20 protein-coding genes are annotated in these 21353 nt (G+C 48.0%); 8 read left to right on the top strand and 12 right to left on the bottom strand.

Annotated elements, in window-relative coordinates; translation table 11 throughout:
* Position 1: 1 nt before the first annotated feature.
* Positions 2–1405 (bottom strand): sugar porter family MFS transporter, encoded by a 1404-nt coding sequence (locus AC07P6_RS25045; RefSeq protein ID WP_434660111.1) that lies wholly within the window; start codon positions 1403–1405, stop codon positions 2–4.
* A gap of 234 nt (positions 1406–1639) precedes the next feature.
* On the opposite strand from AC07P6_RS25045, the gene AC07P6_RS25040 reads away from it, so the two are divergent.
* Complete coding sequence (locus tag AC07P6_RS25040; RefSeq protein WP_434660110.1) at positions 1640–2635, top strand: LacI family DNA-binding transcriptional regulator; 996 nt, start codon at positions 1640–1642, stop codon at positions 2633–2635.
* A 30-nt stretch (positions 2636–2665) separates the two neighbouring features.
* Here AC07P6_RS25040 and speD read toward each other — a convergent pair whose 3' ends face one another.
* The 5 genes from speD to AC07P6_RS25015 all read right to left on the bottom strand — a co-directional run bounded on the left by speD (position 2666) and on the right by AC07P6_RS25015 (position 7416).
* A complete protein-coding gene (speD, locus tag AC07P6_RS25035) occupies positions 2666–3460 on the bottom strand; it encodes an adenosylmethionine decarboxylase (protein ID WP_181483551.1) in 795 nt (264 codons plus the stop codon).
* Positions 3461–3474: 14 nt separating this feature from the next.
* Positions 3475–4338, bottom strand: coding sequence for a polyamine aminopropyltransferase (gene speE, locus AC07P6_RS25030; protein WP_478314942.1), 864 nt, complete (start codon positions 4336–4338; stop codon positions 3475–3477).
* Positions 4339–4505: 167 nt separating this feature from the next.
* Positions 4506–6395: an FKBP-type peptidyl-prolyl cis-trans isomerase N-terminal domain-containing protein gene (locus AC07P6_RS25025; RefSeq protein ID WP_478314941.1), complete on the bottom strand. Its 1890-nt coding sequence runs from the start codon at positions 6393–6395 to the stop codon at positions 4506–4508.
* 8 nt (positions 6396–6403) lie between these two features.
* A complete protein-coding gene (locus tag AC07P6_RS25020; protein WP_434660107.1) occupies positions 6404–6820 on the bottom strand; it encodes a permease in 417 nt (138 codons plus the stop codon).
* A gap of 248 nt (positions 6821–7068) precedes the next feature.
* Positions 7069–7416, bottom strand: a complete 348-nt coding sequence (locus AC07P6_RS25015) for a YacC family pilotin-like protein (RefSeq protein ID WP_004872121.1) — start codon at positions 7414–7416, stop codon at positions 7069–7071.
* Between the two features lie 146 nt (positions 7417–7562).
* Between AC07P6_RS25015 and cueO the strand changes: the two genes are divergently transcribed.
* Both cueO and AC07P6_RS25005 read left to right on the top strand, forming a co-directional pair.
* On the top strand, positions 7563–9164 hold the full coding sequence (gene cueO / locus AC07P6_RS25010; protein WP_434660106.1) for a multicopper oxidase CueO: 1602 nt from the start codon (positions 7563–7565) through the stop codon (positions 9162–9164).
* 199 nt (positions 9165–9363) lie between these two features.
* On the top strand, positions 9364–9813 hold the full coding sequence (locus tag AC07P6_RS25005) for a DcrB/PsbP domain-containing protein (RefSeq protein WP_478314940.1): 450 nt from the start codon (positions 9364–9366) through the stop codon (positions 9811–9813).
* A 74-nt stretch (positions 9814–9887) separates the two neighbouring features.
* Here AC07P6_RS25005 and AC07P6_RS25000 read toward each other — a convergent pair whose 3' ends face one another.
* Complete coding sequence (locus tag AC07P6_RS25000) at positions 9888–12278, bottom strand: glucose/quinate/shikimate family membrane-bound PQQ-dependent dehydrogenase (RefSeq protein WP_478314939.1); 2391 nt, start codon at positions 12276–12278, stop codon at positions 9888–9890.
* A 79-nt stretch (positions 12279–12357) separates the two neighbouring features.
* On the opposite strand from AC07P6_RS25000, the gene AC07P6_RS24995 reads away from it, so the two are divergent.
* Positions 12358–12462 carry a hypothetical protein gene (locus AC07P6_RS24995; RefSeq protein ID WP_182240641.1) on the top strand — a complete coding sequence of 35 codons (105 nt, stop codon included), beginning with the start codon at positions 12358–12360 and terminating at the stop codon, positions 12460–12462.
* Positions 12463–12481: 19 nt separating this feature from the next.
* Positions 12482–13018 carry a hypoxanthine phosphoribosyltransferase gene (hpt, locus tag AC07P6_RS24990; RefSeq protein ID WP_110272777.1) on the top strand — a complete coding sequence of 179 codons (537 nt, stop codon included), beginning with the start codon at positions 12482–12484 and terminating at the stop codon, positions 13016–13018.
* A gap of 72 nt (positions 13019–13090) precedes the next feature.
* On the opposite strand, the gene can is transcribed toward hpt, so the two are convergent.
* On the bottom strand, positions 13091–13753 hold the full coding sequence (gene can / locus AC07P6_RS24985; protein WP_110272520.1) for a carbonate dehydratase: 663 nt from the start codon (positions 13751–13753) through the stop codon (positions 13091–13093).
* A gap of 107 nt (positions 13754–13860) precedes the next feature.
* Between can and AC07P6_RS24980 the strand changes: the two genes are divergently transcribed.
* A complete protein-coding gene (locus AC07P6_RS24980) occupies positions 13861–14787 on the top strand; it encodes an ABC transporter ATP-binding protein (protein WP_181483545.1) in 927 nt (308 codons plus the stop codon).
* Positions 14784–15554 carry an ABC transporter permease gene (locus tag AC07P6_RS24975; RefSeq protein WP_434660097.1) on the top strand — a complete coding sequence of 257 codons (771 nt, stop codon included), beginning with the start codon at positions 14784–14786 and terminating at the stop codon, positions 15552–15554. The genes AC07P6_RS24980 and AC07P6_RS24975 overlap by 4 nt, the downstream gene beginning before the upstream one ends.
* A 28-nt stretch (positions 15555–15582) precedes the next feature.
* On the opposite strand, the gene AC07P6_RS24970 is transcribed toward AC07P6_RS24975, so the two are convergent.
* Genes AC07P6_RS24970 through AC07P6_RS24955 form a run of 4 tightly spaced genes read right to left on the bottom strand, consistent with a single transcriptional unit; the run spans position 15583 to position 20529 of the window.
* Positions 15583–16659, bottom strand: coding sequence for a fimbrial protein (locus AC07P6_RS24970; protein WP_478314938.1), 1077 nt, complete (start codon positions 16657–16659; stop codon positions 15583–15585).
* A gap of 8 nt (positions 16660–16667) precedes the next feature.
* Complete coding sequence (locus AC07P6_RS24965; protein WP_478314937.1) at positions 16668–19229, bottom strand: fimbrial outer membrane usher protein; 2562 nt, start codon at positions 19227–19229, stop codon at positions 16668–16670.
* Between the two features lie 18 nt (positions 19230–19247).
* Complete coding sequence (locus AC07P6_RS24960) at positions 19248–19928, bottom strand: fimbria/pilus periplasmic chaperone (RefSeq protein ID WP_478314936.1); 681 nt, start codon at positions 19926–19928, stop codon at positions 19248–19250.
* A gap of 52 nt (positions 19929–19980) precedes the next feature.
* A complete protein-coding gene (locus AC07P6_RS24955) occupies positions 19981–20529 on the bottom strand; it encodes a fimbrial protein (protein WP_478314935.1) in 549 nt (182 codons plus the stop codon).
* 366 nt (positions 20530–20895) lie between these two features.
* Here AC07P6_RS24955 and AC07P6_RS24950 point away from each other — a divergent pair, with 366 nt between their 5' ends.
* Complete coding sequence (locus AC07P6_RS24950; protein ID WP_478317088.1) at positions 20896–21336, top strand: PTS sugar transporter subunit IIA; 441 nt, start codon at positions 20896–20898, stop codon at positions 21334–21336.
* Positions 21337–21353: the final 17 nt, after the last annotated feature.

Genomic DNA, 21353 nt, shown 5'->3' with positions numbered 1-21353 from the left:
ATCATCGGCCAATGTTGCGTAATTTTTTTCCTGCCATTAGATTCTGTTCGATTTTTTCTAGTGAAATGTTTTTTGTTTCAGGAACAAAGAAATAAATAATGATAATGGCTGTAAGGTTTAATAAAGCATATAAGTAGAACGTATGAGCGCTACCTAATGTATTGAGTAGCGACAGGAAGGTCGCACTGACAATCATCCCGGCGATATGGCAGGTAAACGTGGAACAGGTAATACCAAATTCACGCCCTTTTAATGGCTGAATTTCGGAGCACAATAACCAGATTAACGGGCCTGCTGACATAGAAAAACCAACGATAAACAGCAGTAACATGGTGACGGTAACGCCTTTCTCCAGAGTCGATAATGCGTCACCGCCCAGTAGTGAACCAACCACGCTCATCGCAATACCCATGGTGATAAAACCAATATACAGCATAGGCTTACGTCCCCAACGGTCGACGAAGCCGACGGCGATAAAGGTAGCGATAGTCATCACCAGGCCAACGATTACCGTTCCCCACATTTGGTCTGCCGTGGAGCTAAAGCCAATTTCGTGGAAGATGCGTGGCGCGTAGTACATCATCACATTGACGCCGGAAAACTGTTGCATGATTTGCAGGACGACCCCTAATCCGACGCTACGGCGAAAGTGTTTATTTTCTTTAAATAAATGCCAGCCGTGTTGTTTAACTTTAAGCTGTTCTTTAATTTCCTGCAGCTCGCTTTCAACCTCTTCGCGGCTGTTGCGCAGGCGCAGCAATACGGCTCTGGCATCCTCTTCTCTGCCATGCATCATCAGCCAGCGTGGGCTGCGAGGCAGGAACAAAGCGCCAAAAAGGAAAATCAGTGATGGGATAGCCACAACCAACAGCATTCCACGCCAGTTGCCGCTATAGCTAAATGCGGTATTGGTCAGAAAGACGATTAAAATTCCGAGAGCAATCATTAACTGATAAGCGGAAATCATCGCGCCGCGGATATTTTTTGGCGTAATTTCAGAGAGATACAGAGGCGTTGCGTAAGATGCGACCCCGAGTCCTACGCCGAGAATCAGACGCCCGGCGATTAACATATCCGCGCTGACGGCACAGGTGCAAATAATGGCACCGATACAGAATGAGCCTGCGGCAATTAACAGGGCATATTTACGTCCTAAGCGATAAGCCAGAAAACCGCTGCACAGGGTCGCTGCTGCAGCACCGACCATCATTGAACTGACGATCCATTCTTGTTGGTTATCAAGCAGATGATATTCTTTGGCGATAAGCGGGAGCGCGCCGGAGATGACGCCGATATCCAGGCCGAATAACAAACCGGCGAGGGCCGCCAGCAGACAAATCCAGATCACCTGCGGCCGTGTTTTATTGACGGATGCCGCAACAGGAAGCGGGCTATCTAATTGCATAGGGATTACCTTTGTTAGTTTTGTTTGTAGGTGTCTTAAAAAAATACTTAATCGATTTCGTATTATTTTATGCTAGATCTTAAAAATATCGATGGCAATGGTTTTGTCTGCGTAAATGTGATCTCGGCAACATTATGATGTCGTGTTAAAACGCTTTTTTATTGTCATCGGAAAATTAATGGTTTAGATTGGCAAGAATATCCTTGTCTGAAGCAATTTAGTCCATAAAGAAAAATGAATATTAAAGAACTGGCTGAGTTTCTGAATCTTTCGACAGCGACGGTCTCGAAAGCGTTGAATAACAAAAGCGATATCAGTAGCCATACGCGTAAAAAGGTCCTTGAGGCAGCGGAAAAACTGGGGTATCGGCCAAATGCTTCCGCTCGCTATCTGCGTAGCGGTAAAGTTGGTGTCGTGGCGTTGCTGCTGCCTGCCGCCGATGGTGGAAATATTCATACCGCATCCTTCTTTATGCGTATTGCCAGAGGGTTACAATCCAGTCTTAAAGAGAGCGGTATTGACCCTGTTATCCACATCACCACGGATCGGCAGGGCGAGCACCTGCTGTTGCAAAAAATCATTGAGCAAAACCGTGCTGATGCGGTCATCCTGACGGATACGCGTATTGATGATGAGCGTATTTTGCTGCTGAACGATCTGCGGTTTCCTTTCGTCACGATGGGACAAAGTCGGGCGCTGAACGGTCATTTTAATTGGGTTGATTTTCATCATGAAGAAATGGGGCGTCAGTGCGTCCGCTATGCATTGCGCCAGGGAGCAAAGCGTATTGCTATTGCGACGCTAGGCGCTGACAGCATGCACGGGCAGCAGTTTCTTGATGGGTGCTTACAGGAGTTACATCTGCAGGGTCAACAACCTGACGATGGGCTGATCTTTTTTGGCGCGGTGACCGAGCAGTCTGGTGAAGAGGCTGCCAGACAGTTTATGCATCAGGCTGAAAAGCCGGATTTTATTATCTTCATCAACGATTTTCTTCTGATGGGGGCCAGTCATTATCTGGCGGCATTGCCTGATTGTGGGCTGACGGATAAATCAATGCTTTGCGCTGCGGCGAGCAGTGATTTCTCGGGCAAGCTGTCATCGACAACCTGCATGTTTACCGTCGATCATGAAGAGATCGGCCGTCAGCTTGGCGAGGCGGTGCTGCGAGTGACTGAGGGAAACAACGAAGCAAGGGCGGTTTTATTAGACCTGCAGGTTAATATTTGATAAGCGGAGCTTCCCTGCTCCATCAGAGATTTATACCGTCGGAATATTTCTGGCGTAGTAAATTTCGCGCATCTCTTTCCAAAGCTGGTCGGTAATGACCTTGCGCTCTTCTTCTGTTAAATCTTCCGGTTTAGTGTGGAACATATAGTGTTTAAGGTCGAATTCCTTAAGCAACATCTTGGTGTGGAAGATATTTTCCTGATAAACGTTCACGTCCACCATGTCATACAGGGACTTAATATCGTCAGACATGAAGTTCTGAATGGAGTTGATTTCATGATCGATGAAATGCTTCATGCCGTTCACATCGCGGGTAAAACCACGAACCCGATAATCGATGGTGACGATGTCTGATTCAAGCTGATGAATCAGATAATTCAGGGCCTTTAGCGGCGAGATGACCCCACAGGTGGAGACTTCAATATCGGCACGGAAGGTACACAATCCACCTTCAGGGTGGCTTTCCGGGTAGGTATGAACGCAAATATGGCTTTTATCGAGGTGCGCGACAACGGTTTCCGGCAGCGGACCCGGGTGTTCGGTTTGATCGATAAGCTGCGGATCAATCGGCTCTTCGCTGACCAGTATCGTTACGCTTGCGCCCTGAGGCTCATAATCCTGACGCGCAATGTTAAGAATATTTGCGCCGATAATGGAACAGGTCTCTGACAAAATTTCAGTCAGACGGTTGGCATTATAGAGTTCGTCGATATAGGCGATGTAACCATCACGCTCCTCTGCCGTTTTCGCGTAGCAGATATCATAAATGCAAAAACTCAGGCTCTTGGTCAGGTTGTTAAAGCCGTGCAGCTTCAATTTTTTCAATTTAGATCACCCCCTTACTTAACGGTGGACAGCGCATCCTGTAGATATTGCGGTAAAGCAAATGCCGCCGCATGAATTGCCGGATTGTAATAACGGCACTTCAGATTCAATTTATGAAAGCGCGCCTGGATGATTTCACTGGAGAGGTGGCGCAGGGCTTCGTTATCCGTGGCCCATGCGAAGGTCATAATGCCGCCGTAATAGGTTGGAATCGCCGCCTGGTAGAAGCTCACATCGCTAAAGTAATGGCTCAGCTTGCGGTGGCTACCGATAGCTTCATCTTGCTGTAAGAAGCAGACGCCGTTCTGAGCAACGAAGATCCCACCAGGGTTCAGGCAACGCTTACAGCCTTCATAAAATGCGGAGGTGAATAAGCTCTCACCAGGACCAATAGGATCGGTGCAATCGGAGATAATAACGTCAAACGTTTGCGTCGTCTGATTAACAAAATTGACGCCATCATCAATAACCAGTGTAAAACGCGGGTCGTCATATGTGCCTGCGTTGTGGTTAGGGAGATATTGACGACAGAATGAAACGACTCCAGCATCGATTTCCACCATAGTGATGGTTTTGATATTGCGATGACGGGAGACCTCTCGCAGCATAGCGCCGTCGCCGCCGCCAATAATCAGCACATGTTCCGCCTGGCCGTGGGCCATCAGAGGAACATGGGTCATCATTTCATGATAGATAAATTCATCGCGCTCGGTGGTTTGCACCACGCCATCCAGTGCCATCACGCGGCCAAAGGCGGCGTTTTCGAAAATGATAAAATCCTGATGATCGGTTTTTTCATGATACAGCACGTTATCAACGCTGAAATACTGACCAAAATGGTCGTGCAACGTTTCATGCCACAGATTGTTATCGGCCACAGGCAGATCCTCCTTTGTTAACATCTGTTACACCCATAAAAAATGAGCGCAACATCATAGCCAACTATACATGAGGATGCACGATGGATGTTTCAGCAGATAAAGTATGACGTATGTTGCCATTCAGAAAGTGGGGGAAACGCCTCCTCTAACAGGAGGCGTCGGGATCAGGGTTTTTTAGCCTGGGGTTCCGCCGCAGTAGCATCAACGATTCTGACCGAATAAATCATAGTCGCTCCCGGTGGGATTTTGGGTGGCCTGCCTTCACTACCGTAAGCCAGGTCTGGAGGGATCACTACCGTAATCGAACCATGATTACCCAAGCGCTTTATTGGCCCGAGGAATATGGGGGGATAGGATTTTAGCGTCTGGGACCAGACTTTGCCTTCCGCTTCCATATCGTTAATGACGGTTCCGTCTATGAGTGTTTCCTTGATAGTTACGGTGACGGTATCGCTGTCGAGAATCCTGCCTTCGCCAGCATAATCAATCCGACTGTAGACGCCATCTTTGAATACAACCCCTTTTTGTTTAGCGAACTTCTGCTGATATTTTTTTCCGTCGCTAATGGTTTGTTGTTCGATCTTGTTCAGATTTTGAAAGACTTTTTTAGAAGCATCGAACAAAGCTTTATTGCGAGTTTTCTCATCAATGGCAATTTTTCCTGAAAATGAATCCAGAATGCCTTGTAGTACGGTGTTTTTGTCGATTTTGATGCCTTGGGTATTTCGGGTGGACAAAACCTTGAGCGCTTCATCACCCATTGATACACCGATAGAGTAAGCCTGCTGCTGGGGCTCTTTAGCAAGATCGATAGTCGTAGATTTCTTATCCGGTTTATTCTCAGCATCAGCCAGCCTGCTCTTTAGCTGGTTAATTTCATCTAAGCTGGTTTGCAGTAGGGCTTTATCTTTTTCAGCCTGAAGGCGAGAAGAGTCCTCGTCACGAATTGACTGCTGTTTGCAGATGGTCAATGAATCCAGTTTTGCCGTGAGCGCCTGTTTTTCTGTTGTCGCCGCCGCTAGTTTGCCAGCCAAATCTTGTTTTTCTGCTGTACTGGCGGTGAGTTGAGTTGTCATCTCTTTCTGAGTAGTTTCAGCGGTGTCCAGCTTAGTTTTCAGCACCTGCTGTGCTGCATCTGTTACTGCGATTTTTGTCGTTAGAGTTTGTCTGGCTGTTTCAGTGGCGGCCAGTTTCGCTTTCAGCGCTTGCTGCGCTGCGTCCGCAGCCGCGAGTTTCGTTGTCAAAGCCTGCTGGGATGTCTCTGCTGCAGCCAGTTTTGTTGCTAACGCTTGTTTATCCGGGGCTGAGGTCGCTAATTTCTCTGCAAGTACTTGTCTTTCTTTTGTCTCAGCGGTGAGCTTTGTCATGAGCGCTTGTGTCTCTGATATAGCCGTCGCGAATTTTTTTGCCGTATTTTGCTTTTCTGTTTCTGCAACAGCAAGTTTCTTTACCAGCGCCTGTTTTTCAGTGGTAACTTCAGCCAGCAGAACCTCGAGCTTTTGTTTTGCTGATTCTGCTGAAGTCAGCCTTTGCTCTTGCAGCAGGATTTTATTTTCTGCAGCATCAAGTTTTGATGTGCTCTTTTTTTCTTCAGCGACAACAGAGCGTTCTTTATCTATTAGTTTTTGTTTTTCTGTTACAGCAACTGTTAATTCTGCCTGAAGCTGATTAATTTTATCTGTAAGCTCTTTTTGATTGCCTGGTACAGCGCTAATCGTTGCTGGTTTAGCATCAAGTTGCTGCCGGAGTTGGCGGATAGTTTTATCTTTTTGAGCAATTATTGCAGCCTGACGGGAAGCTTCATTGGTTTTCTGGATGTTTTTTTTATTCGTTGTTTTCGTATTATTGTTTTTGTCCTCAGTGACTTTAACAGACTCATTATTTTTCTGAGTCTGTTGTTCTTTAGCATAGTTCAAAAAAGCAGGACCTGAATCGTCACTATTTGAACTGGCCGTGACATTTATCAGTGCGTCTTTCTCTGCATATGCATCAGGTGATGATAGCGCCAGCACAAGCACTGCTGCTAACGGTATCGCTTTGAAACGCCAGGCCATTATCCTGTTCATGGTTGAACATTTTCGCCACGTTTAACAAGGCTATCGATCAATTCTTTTTCAATGTCAGCGCACAGCTTGATTGATTTGAACTGATACATCGAATCAATCCCCTGCTTTGTGGGTTCTGCAACTTTACTACGTACAGAGTTATATTGAGACGCGGCGCTAATGAGGGCCGTAAAATCATTACTGAGTTTCGCTGCCTGCTTTGGATTTACTTCTTTCAACGATTCCAGTGCCTGGCGGCAGGCATCAATACGCTGTTGCTCCTCAGCGATTCTTTGTTGTTCCGTTTGTTGCTGGCTTGATGTCGCTTCTGGTAATGGTTTCATTAATCTGGATTGTCGAGATTGAGTTGAATTACACCCAACCAATAAAATGACGGCCAGAGGCGCTATGCGTGTAAATAAGGATATGTTCAAGGTTTCATTCCATTGATTGATAAAAATGTCGTTATCGAGTGATAATAGTGCGCAAAAAAAGAGAATGCAATAATAGAGTCGTTGTTTTTTTAATGGGCTTTTAATATTCGATTTATTAATTAGCTAAACATTTAATGAATTAATTGAATTGAGATGTGAATTAGTGATGGTTGTTAAATGAATAACTATTATGGCAAAACATCATAGCCGTATTCGAACGGCTATTTATTTTTAGATAGACGAGGGGGTTATTTCACGTACGCAAGCAGGCTAAGTGAGTCACGCGCCAGTGCTTTGCATTTTTTGGTCGTTGGGATTTTGATTCCGCTGAGATCGCGATAGCTATCTTCGCCCAGCGCTTTCATATTGAAGCTATCGTAATTGCTTAAATCCCACTGATTCTGCTGAGCAAAGAAGACCAGCGCGCGGCGGATTTGAGTATTTGGTAAATTTTGATAACCACAGTCATTTTTCAGAAAGACAAATACTGCTGTTAAATCAGCCATATCTTCCGCTTCGGACTCGCTTAATGCATAGCTATTGGCGGATAGAGTAAGCAGGCTGCCAAGCACTATTGTTCTGAAAAGCGTCTTCATTTTCTCTACCATTGAATCACGGACAAACAACGTTAGCATACTTCTTTACACTACGCCGAGCTTTATTCTTACTCTTCTGCTTGACCTTCCCGTTGGTGGAAGGTTTAAGCTCAAATATTCGCCAGCAGAATAAAAAGGATGTGAAAATGCAACGTCGTGAATTTCTCAAATTAACCGCTGCGGTCAGCGCGGCCAGTGCCTTGCCGCTATGGAGTCGCTCGGTTTTTGCCGCCAGTCGTCCGGTATTGCCCATACCGGAGCTGCTGACTGCCGACGCACGTAATCGCATCACCTTAACTATCCAGGCAGGCAAAACACAATTCGGTTCCCACCTGGCTACCACCTGGGGCTATAACGGCAATTTGTTGGGGCCCGCGCTACAGCTTAAGCAGGGAGAAACGACAACTGTTGATATCCATAACCGCCTTGCGGAGGAGACTACCGTACACTGGCATGGTCTGGAAGTTTCCGGCGAGGTCGATGGAGGTCCACAGGGAGTGATTGCGCCTGGTGGTTCGCGTACGGTGAGTTTTACTCCCACACAGCGAGCGGCAACCTGCTGGTTCCACCCTCACCAACATGGGAAAACGGGTCGTCAGGTTGCGATGGGACTGGCTGGATTGGTACTGATTTCCGATAAGGAGAGCGAAAAACTGCTGCTGCCAAAGCAGTGGGGAATCGATGATGTACCGGTGATTGTGCAGGATAAGAAATTTACCCCAGCAGGAGAGATTGATTATCAACTCGATATCATGAGTGCAGCCGTTGGCTGGTTTGGCGATACGCTGTTGACTAATGGATCGCTTTACCCCGAGCATGCTGCGCCTCGCGGATGGTTGCGTTTGCGCCTGCTTAACGGCTGCAATGCCCGCTCTTTGAATTTCTCAACCAGTGATAATCGGCCCATGTACGTAGTAGCTAGTGATGGTGGCTTGCTGGCTGAACCTGTGAAACTTAATGAGCTACCGGTGTTAATGGGGGAGCGTTTTGAAGTCCTGGTGGATACGACGGACGGTAAACCTTTTGATCTGATAACGCTGCCGGTGAATCAGATGGGAATGGCGATTACCCCGTTCGATAAGCTGCAGCCGGTATTGCGTATTCAACCGCTGACTATTCAGGCCTCCGGCAAACTGCCTGATGTTCTGGCCGCGATGCCAGCGCTACCCTCTCTGCAAGGGCTAACTCAACGTACGCTGCAGCTCTCTATGGATCCGATGCTTGATATGATGGGCATGCAGGCGCTGATGCAAAAATATGGCGACCAGGCGATGTCCGGAATGGACCATGGGATGATGAATCATGGTGCGATGGGAAATATGAATAATATGAACCACGGTGACATGAGTCAGATGAATCATGGCGGTATGGCGCAAATGAAGCATAGCGATAAAGGCTTTGATTTCCATAATGCTAACCGGATTAACGGAAAAGCATTTGATATGAATGTTCCCATGTTTACTGCGACAAAAGGGCAATATGAGCGGTGGGTTATTTCCGGTAAAGGTGACATGATGCTCCACCCGTTCCATATACACGGTACTCAGTTCCGTATTTTGTTGGAAAACGGCAAAGCACCAGCAGCGCATCGTAGCGGCTGGAAAGATACTGTACGAGTTGAGGGCGATGTCAGTGAAGTGTTGGTGAAATTTGACCATGATGCACCGAAAGAGCATGCCTATATGGCGCACTGTCATCTGCTGGAGCATGAAGATACGGGAATGATGTTGGCTTTTACCACCGTGTGATGTGATACCCCAGCCTGCTCGTCCGTGGGGGGAGCAGGTGCTTTTCCTAAATACCTTTCTGTTTGTATTGTTTAAAAAAAACGAGAATATACTGGCGTGGTTATTTAACAATCACGAGGTTGAAATGGATATTTTCCGCAAAGTCATTGCCGCATCGCTGGCACTATTTGTTACGCTTTCCGCGCATGCCGGAATGACGATGGATCGCAAGGATGTACCTGAATTAAAACTGAGTATCGAAGTTCCACAGGGGTTGACCCCGATGTCTGAAGAGATGGCGAAGATAAAATATCCTTCAGAAAATCGTCCTCAGGTGATTTATGGGGATGAAAAAGGCAAAGCCTCTTTGGGGATCACTGCCGGTCGTAACCTGCTACCAGCTGATAAGCTTGATGTTTTCAAAGATATGATGCTTAAGATGCTGGAAAGTTTAAAACCGCAGGCTGAGGCCGTTACCGTGGATGGTCATAAAGGCTGGCTACTCACTTTCCGCTCGCAGACACCGGATTCCGAAATTCTCAATATGATGTTAATCACATCCCAGGATGAAAAAGCGGTGCAGATGACGTTTAACATGACTACAGATTTGATCGAGCAGTATCAGGAAGCGGCAAAAGCCTCTTTGCTGTCCCTCAAGTTTGATAAATAACGTCAATTTCTGATGAAAAAACGCCCGCGAAGGGCGTTTTTTATGGCCTCTCCTAAACGAAGAGAGGTTATTTTTTACTTCGCGTCGTCAGGCAAAGCGTAAGCAACGATATAGTCACCCATCTTCGTGCCAAACGAACCGTGGCCGCCTGCGGAGATGACAACATACTGCTTGCCATTCACTTCATAGGTCATCGGCGTCGCCTGACCGCCTGCTGGCAAGCGTGCCTGCCATAGTTTCTCACCGTTGCTCATATTATATGCGCGCAGGTAGTTATCCGCAGTTGCACCAATAAACAGCACATTACCCGCTGTGGAAATTGGGCCGCCCAGCATCGGCATACCCATTGTGAATGGCAGCTTAATCGGCATCGGGAACGGCAGACTATCCTGCGGTGTACCGATGCGTTTTTTCCATACCACTTCGTTGGTCTTCAGATCCAGCGCAGAAATATAGCCCCAGGCAGGCTGTTTGCACGGTAGGCCAAACGGCGACAGGAACGGATTTAGCGTAACGCCGTAAGGGACGCCGTACTGCGGCTGAATACCGGCTTCGGTACCAGAACCTTTGGCGTCCTTCGGCTGCTCCATCGGATTACCGGGGCCGCGAGGGATCAGTTTTGATACAAACGGCAGCGCCATTGGGTTAGCAATTGCTACCTGACGATTTGGATCGACGGAGATGCCGCCCCATTCGAACATCCCTAAGTTACCCGGGAAGACTAGCGTACCTTGCTCTGATGGCGGTGTGAAAATACCTTCATAGCGCAATTTATGGAAAATAACGCGGCACACCAGTTGGTCGAACATGGTGGCGCCCCACATATCGGCACCGGTCAGATCTTTCTTCGGTCGGAAACTCAGGTCGGAGAACGGCTGAGTTTTCGAGACGTAATCACCTTTGGCAGCACCTTGTGGGACCGGTTTTTCTGGCGCCGGGACAACCAGTTCGCCAGTACGACGGTCCAGAACAAAAATGTTGCCAGTTTTCGCCGGGGCGTAGATAACCGGAACGGTTTTGCCGTTAACATCGATATCCGCCAGCGTCGGCTGTGACGGCATATCCATATCCCACAGGTCGTGGTGAACGGTCTGATAGCTCCACGCCAGTTTCCCGGTTGTCGCATTCAGCGCCACGATGGAGCTGGCATAGCGTTCCTGCTCTGGCGTACGGTTGCCGCCCCAGATATCTGGGGTAGTCACGCCCATGGGCAGATAGACCAGGTCCAGCTTCGCGTCGTAAGCAGCAGGTGCCCAGGAGTTTGGTGAATTGAGTGTGAAATGATGTTCATCATTCGGGATAGCATTCGGATCTTTCGCGCCCGGATCGAATGCCCACAGCAGTTTACCGGTATTGACATCAAAACCACGGATAACGCCAGAGGGTTCGCGGGTTGAGAAGTTATCGGTGACGGCTCCGGCGATAACGATCGTTGTATCGGTAATAATCGGCGGTGAAGTGGGTTCATACATGCCAGGAGTGGTGACAGGCATATTGGTTTGTAAGTTGAGAATGCCTTTGTTGGCAAAGGATTCACATAGCTTACCGTTGTCGGCGTTGATAGCGAGCAGGCGACCATCGTTGACCGGTAGAATGATACGGCGCGGGCAATCTGCAACCACATCCACCGGTGCGTTATCCGCTTTGGCTTCGTGATAAGAGACACCGCGGCAGGTCACGTGCTGGAAGGACGGATCCGAGTTAAGCTGCGGATCGAAGTGCCATTTCTCTTTACCCGTCGCAGCATCAAGCGCAAACAAACGTTGGTGAGCAGTACACAGATAGAGCGTGTCGCCAACTTTAATTGGCGTCACTTCATTGGTGATTTCACCCGGATCGTTAGGTTGCTTGAGATCGCCAGTGCGGAAGACCCAGGCTTCTTTCAGATCCTTCACGTTGTCAGCATTAATCTGCTTCAGAGGTGAGTAGCGTTGGCCTTCCTGATTACGGCCATATGCTGGCCAGTCGCTGTCGGCAACGGTAGAAATTGGCGCAGCAGACGTGGCATCGGCGCTCAGCGTGCCGTTGACTTCCTGCGGGTCGTTGAAACCAGCCCAGGTCAGAATACCACCACTGATAAGCAGAGCGACAACCAATCCGGCAACCGCACCACCAGATGGGATTGGCAGACGACGCCAGACAAAAGGCAAAATAAGCCAGATGCCGAAGAAGACCAGGATGTCGCTACGAGGCGTCAGCGCCCAGAAATCGAAACCAACTTCCCATACTCCCCAGATCATAGTGGCAAGCAGCAGCGCGGCATACAGCCAAAGCGCAGAACGCTTGCCGCGCAAGAGCATGACGGTGACGCCCAGCATCACCAGACCGGCTATAGGGTAGTACCATGAGCCGCCAATCGCGACCAGCCAGGCTCCGCCCACTAAAAGATACAAGCCACAGAACGCCGCAAAAAGAGCTGTCAGCGTCACGAGTAGCCGTGATTGTTGAGATTTTGTTTCTGCCATAGAAAGATACTCGTTTGTTTGTTAATTTTTTAAATGCAATTAATTATAGGATTTAACAAGTGTGATCGGAATCACAAAATTGGCTTTATTAATCCCTGCACCGCAGATTTCTTTTTGCTGGTATACTTTATGGCTTGCCGGTCAACGTCGGTGCTACCGCAGCGGCTTTGATGATTTACATTAAGAATCAAATGGTTAGTTTTATGAAACATACTGTAGAAGTGATGATCCCGGAAACCGAGATCAAAGCCCGTATTGCCGAGTTAGGTCGTCAAATCAACGAACACTACAAAGATAGCGGCAGCGAAATGGTGCTGGTGGGGCTGTTGCGTGGGTCATTTATGTTTATGGCCGACCTTTGCCGCGAGGTTCAGGTGCCGCATGAAGTCGATTTCATGACCGCCTCCAGCTACGGCAGCGGCATGTCCACCACTCGCGATGTCAAAATCCTCAAAGATCTTGATGAAGATATCCGTGGTAAAGATGTACTGATCGTGGAAGACATCATCGATTCCGGTAATACGTTGTCGAAAGTGCGCGAAATTCTGAGCCTGCGCGAACCTAAATCCCTGGCGATTTGTACGCTGCTCGATAAACCAAGCCGTCGTGAAGTTAACGTCCCGGTTGAGTTTGTTGGTTTTGCGATCCCGGATGAGTTCGTGGTGGGTTACGGCATTGATTACGCTCAGCGCTATCGTCACCTGCCGTATGTTGGCAAAGTGATTTTGCTGGACGAGTAAACTTTGGCGATATATCCCGGATAGCGATGCGGTATAACGCGTCTTATCCGGGATAAAAAGTGAGTGCGTCGGTTACTTGTGATTGGCGTGCTTACTTTTAAGGTTGGAAATTCCCTGGCGATAACGCTGCTCCAGCGTTTCGCGGCTGACGGCGGTTACGTCGAGATCGCGTAACATGCCATCGTGGATACCGTAAGCCCAGCCGTGGATAGTCACTTTCTGCCCGCGTTTCCACGCTGACTGCATGATAGTTGAATGGCCAAGGTTGTAGACTTGCTCCATCACATTCAGTTCACACAAAGTATCAAGGCGACGCTCTTCCGGCATTTCGCCAAGCAGCGAGCTGTGCTTAAACCAGATATCACGAATATGCAGCAGCCAGTTATCGATAAGGCCGAGCTCGGTATTTTCAATCGCTGACTGCACACCGCCGCAGCCATAGTGACCGCAGATGATAATATGCTCGACTTCCAGTACGTCAACGGCATACTGCACAACGGAAAGACAGTTCAGGTCGGTGTGAATCACCAGGTTTGCGACGTTACGGTGCACGAAAAGTTCGCCAGGCTCCAGGCCGGTCAAGCGCTCAGCGGGGACGCGACTATCAGAACATCCAATCCACAGAAAGCGCGGCTTCTGCGCTTGCGCCAGTTTTTCAAAAAAACCGGGGTCTTCCTCCACCAGCATTTTTGACCATAGTGCATTATTGCTGATGAGTGTATCTATATCGTTCATGGATGTTTACGGGCCTGTAACCAAGTAAGTGCGTTGCGCTAATATAGGTTAACCTCACATTTTTTAAAACAACCCATCGCGTGTCACGACGTGAGAAGAGACATTTAATGACCATTGCTCTGGAACTAAAACAGCTCAAGAAAACCTACCCCGGCGGGGTTCAGGCGCTGCGTGGAATCGATCTGCAAGTTGAAGCGGGCGACTTTTATGCGCTCCTCGGGCCAAACGGTGCGGGTAAATCGACCACTATCGGTATTATAAGTTCGCTGGTGAATAAAACCTCCGGCGAGGTCAACGTGTTTGGCTATGATCTGCAAAAAGATGTGGTGAATGCCAAGCGCCAGCTCGGCCTGGTGCCGCAGGAGTTCAACTTTAACCCCTTTGAAACCGTACAACAGATTGTGGTGAATCAGGCGGGTTACTATGGCGTTGAGCGCAAAGAAGCGATTATTCGTAGCGAAAAATACCTTAAACAGCTCGATCTTTGGGGAAAGCGCAATGAACGTGCGCGGATGCTCTCCGGTGGGATGAAGCGCCGCCTGATGATTGCGCGCGCGTTAATGCATGAGCCAAAATTGCTGATCCTCGATGAGCCGACCGCAGGGGTGGATATTGAACTCCGTCGTTCGATGTGGGGGTTCCTGAAAGATTTAAACGATAAAGGCACCACGATTATCCTGACTACCCACTATCTGGAAGAGGCCGAAATGCTATGCCGCAATATCGGCATTATTCAAAGCGGCGAGCTGGTGGAAAATACCTCGATGAAAGAGCTGCTTTCCAAGCTGAAATCAGAAACCTTTATTCTCGATCTGGCGCCGAAAAGCCCGTTACCGGTGCTGGAAGGTTACCAGTATCGCCTGGTGGATACGTCAACGCTGGAAGTGGAAGTGCTGCGTGAGCAGGGAATTAATAGCGTGTTTAGCCAACTGAGCGCGCAGGGAGTACAGGTTTTAAGTATGCGTAACAAAGCTAACCGTCTTGAAGAGCTGTTTGTCACGCTGGTACATGACCGGAAAGGAGAGTCAGCATGATGCAGCTTTATTGGGTTGCGCTGAAAAGCATCTGGACCAAAGAGATCCACCGTTTTATGCGTATCTGGATCCAGACTCTGGTCCCGCCAGTGATTACCATGACGCTCTATTTTGTCATTTTCGGCAACCTTATCGGCTCGCGCATCGGTGAAATGCACGGTTTTACCTATATGCAGTTTATCGTGCCGGGCCTGATCATGATGGCGGTGATCACCAACGCCTATGCCAACGTGGCCTCATCTTTCTTCAGCGCGAAATTTCAGCGTAATATAGAAGAGCTGCTGGTAGCGCCGGTCCCCACGCACGTGGTGATTGTCGGGTATGTCGGTGGTGGGGTTGCACGCGGCCTGTTCGTAGGGATTCTGGTGACGGCAATTTCGTTATTTTTTGTCCCGTTCCAGGTTCACTCCTGGCTGTTCGTCGCCCTGACGCTGATACTGACCGCGATACTGTTTTCGCTGGCGGGCCTGCTGAATGCGGTGTTTGCTAAAACCTTTGATGATATCAGCCTGATTCCTACCTTTGTTCTGACGCCGCTGACCTACCTCGGTGGGGTGTTTTATTCTCTGACCTTGCTGCCGCCGTTCTGGCAGGCGCTGTCGCACCTGAATCCGATTGTTTATATGATCAGCGGCTTCCGCTACGGTTTCCTGGGGATTAACGATGTTCCGCTTGTCACCACTTTCGGCGTGCTGGTGGTATTTATTACCGCGTTTTATCTGCTGTGTTGGTATTTGATCCAACGCGGGCGCGGCCTGCGTAGCTAAGCGAGGAGGGCGACGATGTCGCCCTTTTTTACCGAATCTGAAGTTCCAGCGTTGCTGTAGCTTCATATTCTCCGGTATGTGGAATGTTCCCGGTAGTATTAACGGGGGCGGCGGTGAATTGACTACTGCCTGTGCCGTCAACATAGGAAGGGACAGGAATATAGCTACTACCGTTGGGGGCAATGATATTTTGGTCAATATCGGTGATTTTTATTCCAATATCGTCGTTAGTCGTCTTCAGGTAATTGCTATTGTTCGGATCGTTTTCCCCATAAAGGGCGATAGATAAATTAGTTCCATTGGCAACATTGCTGCAGGTAAACGCAAATTTTGTGGTTTTCTGCGTTGGGCTATCACCGAGGTGACTAATGTCCTTGCCTAAAATATCATCTAGTTTAACTTCAATAACCTGACCCGCTTCGATGGTACAGGACTGTGGGACAGTTATCGTGCCGGACATCGTCACGTGTGCTACTGGGGGGACTGACGGGGGGATGTTATCTCCACTGCCGGTAGCTACTTTTGATAGATACAGATTCATGATCGTTGTTTCGGGTATGACTATCTGGCCGACGAGTGGATGAGTAACGTAAATTCTGACCGTGCCTCTATTCCCTGCCGTCATCGATTTCATTTCAGCCCCGGTACAGCCGCCAGCGGAAGAATCATTATTACTTTTAGATGAAAAGGGGACGGGAACATACTGGCCTAATTGCCCGGCAATATAGACTTCGGTACCAATTTCCAGTTTATCTGACACCAGCACATAGTAGTCCATATGACCGTAGTAGCGTGATTCGCTGAATGTCCCTTTCTGCGTCAAACTGCCAGTCGTCGCGGTGAAGTAATTTGGGCCGCGAAAATCCGTGTTGTCACAATCACATTGAGCAGCGTATTCACCGCTACCACTCCAACTCTGCTCAATAATTTTGCCCGTTTTGTTTTCATCAGTAGTAGTGATGTTCTGATTAAAACTAAAAGGATAGTCATGCGTTCCTGATGACGGCTGACACCAGCCGCTCCCATTACCTATGCTGTCTGCCAGCGCATGACCTGAAATTAGCGTAAGTGCCAGTAACATATATTTAATGCAACGATTATTCATTGTTTCCTTCATTGGCAGGTGCTCTGCGCTATTATGATTCCATTCATATTTTTGCTGGTATCCAGATGATAAGCCGCGTGACAAGTGGTATTTGCATTGTCGCCCCATTTCACCAGCAGATTCCCTTCTTCCGTCAGGCCGCTGAGGAACGCCTTTCCGTTGTCGCCGACAATATTAGCCTGACCACCTTCTTTCTCACTCGTGCTGACCGTCGCCCCGAAAGGAATATTGTCGCCGTTGCTGCGCGTTAAGGTCATGAGTACGCGATAGCCCTTGTGGGTATCGTAGGTAGCGCGGACCAGCGCATTGCGCGTGGGGTACACAGTTTGGTTGTTGATGGGGATATCGATGTTATCAGCAAAAGTTTGCCCATCCAGCGAGATATCGTAGCGGTAATAAGGCGTAACGTTGGGGATAACCGTATAACCGCGGAAGTCTGTAGTGACGCCGGCTTGATTTTCGATAGCAACATCCGCAGCGCCTGGGGCTTTAACCAAAATGGCCGAACCGGTGATGGGCTGACTTAGCGTGATACCATTTTCATGGGCCACCATTCCGCCTTCGATGCCGTAACTTATTTGATGAGAATCCGGGGATTGGCTATAGCCTGCGTTCAAATTAGCGTATGTACCTTTATAGCTACCGCTCAGCCCACCGGAGTCACCTTCCGTAGTGCTGTGGCTTTGTTGTACCGACCAGTTCAGATTTTGCCCGCGCAGCGCGCTCCCGCTCAATGTTGTGCTGTTCACCGTGGCATCGCCCTTGCGCGCATTAAGCATATAGCTGGCGTACATTCTTGAATCGAATAAAGAAAATGGCACATTAATCGAGAGGGTAAAAAGGCTATCGTTTTGCTGATAGCGATCGTCGTCATCTTGATCGTCAGAAGAGTAGCGTTGATAAGTATTGTGGTTATAGCTGTAGTTCAGCGCATAGCTAACTGCTCCCCAGCTATTGTTATAGCCAACGCTCAGGGATTGCATTTCTTGCGGGCTATGCCAGTAGTTTTCTTTGACCCAACTTAAGGTAATGGAGCCCAGATTGCTGCTCAGCCGCTGGTTTATAGACGCTTCAAAGCGATTGTGTCGTTTGCCGTAATAGTTGTAGTCATCATCATCCGGGTTAAGTGCATCTTCAAGCGTATTATAATTTTCACTGGCGTAGCGGTAACCGGCAATCGATAGCGTAGTACCGGTGCTGACCACCCCTTTGCTGTAGCGTATGCGCCAGGATTGGCCGGTTTCAGTACGATCGTCAAATTTTGCATGTGACCAGGTGCCATCAACGGAAATCGCGCCCAGCATTCGCATGTTTTGTCCAAGTCCAAGAGCCACAGACTGGTATTTATCACTGGCAACCTGGCTGCCTCCGTAGGCGGTGATCCCCCACGGCAGGCCATACAGCAACGTCGCCTGGGTAAAGTTGTCCCGGGTATGGTTGTCATTATCACGATACTTTCCGGCGATAATATTATATTTAGCTCTTCCTTCTCGCTGTAAAAGAGGAAGTGAGGCGTAGGGGACGACATAGTGTTGTTCGCTGCCGTCAGCTTCTTTAATGGTGACGTCGTAATCGCCATTACTGCCGGTCGGGAACATATCGTTAATATCAAATTCGCCGGGAGGCACGGTGGTCTGGTAGGCAATGCGACCGTTTTGACGGATAGTCACCTGAGCATTGCTTCTGGCGACACCGTGAATTGACGGGGCATAGCCCCGTTGGCTGTCAGGCAACATCTGCTCATCGGAGGCAAGCTGTAGCCCGCGAAATGCCACGCTGTCGAAAATGTCTGATGGCGTGTTGCTATCCCATACGGTGAGCTGGCTTTTTAGCGGAACAATATCGCGTTGCAGGTAGTTATAGACGGTGCTCCAGCGAGCGCTGCTGCTGGTATCGCTCGACTGTGAATTCCAGGTCGTGTAATTGCGTAATCGCCATGCCCCTACGTTGAGTCCTGGCTGCAGTGCCAGAAACTTTGACTCCATATCGTCTTCATTATTGTTAGAACTGTAGTCTTTGTAGCCATTAAAGCTATAGTTCATCAGTAGCGCCGGGATGCCTTCGTCCCACATTTCTGGTGGAACGTAGCCTCGGGCGCTGGAAGCGATATAAATCTGTGGAATGCTGATAAATAACTTCTGTTCCTGAAAATCAAATTTCTGGCTGGCTCCGGGAATTTGTGAGAGATCGGCGCAGTTTTGTTCTGAATTCAGTTTAGGGAAGAGATCGGTTTTAACGCCAACCATTTTGAGTTCATCAATGTGCAAACAGCCTTCGAGCGCCTGCAGTTCGCTGTTTTGCTTAACCTGTTGAAACTTGACACTGCGCGTTCCTGCGGGAGTGTCGTTGACATAAATATCAACATAGTAATTTCCAGGAAGCTGGCTCTGGTCGGTAGCGAAGACTGAAAGATCGGTCGTCGCGTTTTTATGTTGGCCACGGCTTTCCAGGAAAGCAGGATCAAAATAATCTCGCGCCTGAGCCGTATGCAGAATTGCGCTGACTAACAGTGTTAATACCACCGTTTGTCTTAAAAGCAGCCGCATCCTTTGCTCTTTCCTTGAGTTCATTCTGCATCCTGATGTTATTTATTGGCTTTGTTTGTGTATCGGACCTGCACCGCCATAATCATTAATAATTGACCAACTGACTATCCCGTTAATATTGGTGGGGACTTTATAATTACCTGAGCTGAATGGCGCAACATATTGCGGTGCTGTTAGTTTTTTGCTACCAACGATAATATCAGCGAAATTCATATAATAGGGCGTGGGGTTATTTACGGTTAAGATTTCGCCTTTGCGAGTCCACTTTAGCTGAGATGTTACTTTCTCTGGCGTTTGTGTTAATTTCTGTGGGCGGTAAATTAATTTAAACTCAGTTTTTACTGCTAACTTAATCTTACTGCCTTTACTGTCTGGATTACTACTTGGGATGGATTTAATATCCAGCCAGAATAACGATTCTCGATCTTCAGGTAAATTGCCACCAGTGCGGATAACGCGCAGTACGTTTTTTTGCCCGGCGTTGAGGCGAAATAAAGGCGGTGTGACCATGAAAGGGGCATCACCGATAGTACCGTCTGTGCTAATAGACTGCGCCCACGATTGAATCAAATAGGGTTCTTTATCGCCATTGATCACTGGAACGGAAGCTTCTTTATCATTCCCATGATAAATAACCCGAGTCAGGCCGATCGTGACGCCAGCTTGTGCCAGCGTGCTCCATAGGGTGCAGAGTAGTAAACTTGCCTGAATATGCTTTTTCATAATGAGCCGTCATCCCCTGACCAGCCCGAATACGGGCTGGCAGGTTTCAACATTAGTTATATTGTAGGTAGAACGTTGCTGTGGCATCTACGGTACCCGCCACCAAATCAGCTTGTGCTTTGGTGGAGATATACTGTGCGGTAAATGGAATGTTATTCGCTCCATCTGCGATTTTAGTATTCGTTGACCAGGCGCTCTGATCGTTAAACGTCATCGGGCTTCCCGCATCCAGGATTTGCAGGCCAAAACCTGTCGCATCGCCACCGGTATTTTTTAGAACGGTAGTGCCAGCATCATCATCCGTAGTACCTTCGAAACGAACTTTTACATTCGTGTAGGTGCTGACATCACAATCTTTTAGTTTGATATTGAATGACTGATTGGCAGCCGTATCGCCAACGTTAACAAAGTTAACCTTGTTAACATCCATTAATTCTACGTTAAAAGTTGTACCTTCGTCGCCATCGACAACGCAGGCGTTTTGAATAACAGTCCCTGATATATGTACCTGACCATCACTAGTGGCATTTGCAGCAAATACCGTCGGAATTATCGAAACGCTAGCCATTGCAAAAACAATTGCATTCAAAGTGAATTTCATGATTATCATCCTTAATAAAAATAATACTGCGCGATGAGAGTATTATTCCATTTTTGTCTTTTAGTAAATACTAAAGACTCATAATATTCACGGTGACACGTAATTTAGGAATAAATAAATGCTATCCATGAATACATGGGGTTTGATTTATTACTATATATGTGTGTAGCTAATATATTATACGTAGCATGGATTGAGATTTTGCTCATTTATGCTATTTATAACGATGTTGTTGTTATTTATAATGTAATTTATGAGGTCGGAGGGCAGTCTAAGGTTAAATAAATTTTTATCAAAAAATACGTTATGTCACAAAGTTTTGATTAACATTGCTTTAGCATGTACCTCCTCAAGGAGAAAATGCATATGTTAGGTTGGGTGATTACCTGTCATGACGAGCTGGCGCAGGAGATGCTGGATCGTCTGGAGAAAAAGTTTGGGCCGCTGGCGCAATGTCGGGCGGTAAACTATTGGCGTAATCTCAGCAGTAATATGCTGAGCCGCATGATGTGCAACGCGATGCATGAGGTGGACAGTGGTGAAGGAGTTATTTTTCTGACGGATAAAACCGGGGCGGCACCTTATCGCGTGGCCTCGCTGATGAGCCATAAACATACCCACTGCGAAGTGATTTCCGGGATTAGCTATCCATTACTGGAGGGTATGTATCTTTTGCGTCAGACGCTGAGCAGCGAAGCTTTCCGTAATACGATAGTCAGCACCGGAGGTCCCGCGGTGAGCAGCCTCTGGCATCAGCAGCAAAAAAATCCGCCTTTTCGACTGCTGCATGAGCCGTACGGGAATTAAGCATTGGTATTGATACC

The sequence above is a fragment of the Klebsiella sp. GFKo11 genome (assembly GCF_056490265.1).
Note: the sequence above shows the minus strand (reverse complement) of the source record. Positions and strands in the feature narration are given on the sequence as shown.